Consider the following 2047-nt stretch of genomic DNA (forward strand, 5'->3'; position numbering starts at 1 on the left):
TGAAACGCAGGGCGGTGAGCAGCAACGGATCGATACTGGCCAGGCCCAGTTTGGTGATGGGAAAGTTCAGGCCCCACAAGGCCGTCACCAACAGGGCCAGGAACAGGTGTTTTTTCTGCATGTCGCGCGATCCACAAAAGGCGGCCCCGGGCACATCCCGGGACAGGGCCGCACTATCGCTGCGTGAAGCCATGGCCCGCTTGCAGTATCAGGTCAACTATCAGTAAATTCGGGCCATGCACCCTATCGATATCGACCCCTACGAAAACATCCCCCGAGATGCGCTGGTCACGGCCATCGACTATGCGGACGGCCAGCACTTCGCCGAACACCAGCATCGACGCGGGCAGTTCGCCTACGCCGCCACCGGGGTAATCAGCGTCTACACCGAGCAGGGCAACTGGGTGGTGCCGCCACAGCGGGCCATTTGGGTGCCGGCCGGGGTGACCCATGCCATGCACATGAGCGGGCCGGTGACCATGCTCAACACCTATGTGCGTCCCCAGGCCATCAAGAACCTGGGCTTGCCCGGACATTGCCAGGTACTGGAGGTGTCGGAACTGCTGCGCCAGTTGCTGCTGCGAGCCGTGGACATCCCCGCTCTCTACGCCGAGGACAGCGCGCAGGGCCAGCTCATGAACCTGCTGCTGCATGAAATCGCCGCCATGCCGGCGCTGTGCCTCAACGCCCCATTACCGTCCGAGCCGCGCCTGGCCAGGGTCTGCCGGGAAATGCTGGAGCAACCGTCGCTGGAGCTGGGGATCGATGCCATGGCCGAGCGCGCCGGGATGAGCCGCCGTACCTTCACCCGGCTGTTCCGGCAACACAGCGGCATCAGTTTCGTCGAATGGCGTCAGCAGGCCTGCCTGTTGGCTGCAGTGGTACGCCTGGGCCAGGGACAACCCATCACCCGGGTTGCCACCGACCTGGGCTACAGCAGCCCAAGCGCGTTCAGCGGTGTGTTTCGCAAGGTATTGGGCGAGCCGCCCAGTCGCTACTTTGCCCAGGGCCGGGTCTGAACGACCCGGGCCCGGCAGCTTGCCTGCCAGGCCGGACCTGCGCGCCTGTGCTACAGGAACACGGCGGACAACATCCCCAGCGCACCGAGGCAGAAGCCGATCAAGGCACCGCGGCCGGGCGCCTGCTGGAACAGCGCCCAGATCACCAGCGGCTCCAGGAGCAGCAGCGACGTTACCGAGACCACGGTGATGATCCAGATGTCGCCCACCGCCACGTAACCCAGCCAGTAGGCCGCCAGCAGGCAGATACCGCCCAGGCACATGATCAGCACCGGCAACGCCAGTTCGGCACCCGAGGTGTTGCCGGAATGGGCCAGCCGCGCCACCACCACTTCACTGTAGATGGCGCAGAACTCGCCCAGCACCATCAGCCCTACAGCAGAAACTCCGAGTAATTCTTTGGACATGTGACAAACCCCTTCGTATTGAGAGCCCGATTTTTCAGCTCCCAGGCATTGATCGCTCCGCTGACGGAGCCTCCATCACGATGCGCAGGGGTACGAGGCAACTCGGTCATAGTCAGGAACTTGAACATGTCCATCTCCTTCTGGGTGGGTGGTGCAAACCGGGCCCGTGGACTGCCGACGGGCCGCTGCCTGTATAAGGGATTTGCTCCCCCGGCGTCATCCGCCAAGCGTGTTCACCGCGAAAAAACCACGCAAACTCCACAATCAAAACGCCTTGCTGCCGATAGCCTGGGTCCGGTCATCCTCTGCCTGAAGCCATTGCCCCCATGCCCCAGCCGTCCAAACCTCTTCGTACCGTTCAGCCCTCTGATTGGGTCGCCACCTATTTCATCAGCGTCGCGACGCTGGCCGTGGCCCTGACGCTGTTGGTCAACCTGATCGTGCAGATCAGCAGCCGTGACCCGTGGAGCAACCTGTCCAGCGCGCTGACTTTCAGCGTGGTGGTGCTACTGGTGAGCGTGGTGGTGATAGGCGTCGTCGCCGCCCTGCCCTGCATCCTGTTCTTCTGGCTGGCCCAGCGTTTCACCTGGCGCCATCTATGGATCTACCTGTTGGGCGGAG

2 protein-coding genes and 2 pseudogenes are annotated in these 2047 nt (G+C 63.2%); 2 read left to right on the plus strand and 2 right to left on the minus strand.

Features of this window, described 5'->3' with window-relative positions; translation table 11 throughout:
- Positions 1-121, minus strand: a pseudogene (locus F6S12_RS31345) (EamA family transporter); the annotation flags it as partial.
- Positions 122-236: 115 nt separating this feature from the next.
- On the opposite strand from F6S12_RS31345, the gene F6S12_RS31350 reads away from it, so the two are divergent.
- The gene (locus F6S12_RS31350; RefSeq protein ID WP_011059156.1) at positions 237-1019 is read left to right on the plus strand and encodes an AraC family transcriptional regulator; all 783 of its coding nucleotides are present in this window, start codon (positions 237-239) and stop codon (positions 1017-1019) included.
- Positions 1020-1069: 50 nt separating this feature from the next.
- On the opposite strand, the gene F6S12_RS31355 is transcribed toward F6S12_RS31350, so the two are convergent.
- Positions 1070-1387, minus strand: a complete 318-nt coding sequence (locus F6S12_RS31355; protein ID WP_011059155.1) for a hypothetical protein — start codon at positions 1385-1387, stop codon at positions 1070-1072.
- Positions 1388-1752: 365 nt separating this feature from the next.
- Between F6S12_RS31355 and F6S12_RS31360 the strand changes: the two are divergent.
- Positions 1753-2047, plus strand: a pseudogene (locus F6S12_RS31360) (hypothetical protein); the annotation flags it as partial.

Origin of the sequence: Pseudomonas sp. JV245A (genome assembly GCF_032424515.1) — a bacterium.
GTDB classification, from domain to species: domain Bacteria; phylum Pseudomonadota; class Gammaproteobacteria; order Pseudomonadales; family Pseudomonadaceae; genus Aquipseudomonas; species Aquipseudomonas protegens.

Coding starts and splice junctions, on each gene's coding strand:
- F6S12_RS31355 (WP_011059155.1), bottom strand. CDS start 1,387: ATGGTGCTGGGCGAGTTCTGCGCCATCTACAGTGAAGTGGTGGTGGCG.
- F6S12_RS31350 (WP_011059156.1), top strand. CDS start 237: ATGCACCCTATCGATATCGACCCCTACGAAAACATCCCCCGAGATGCG.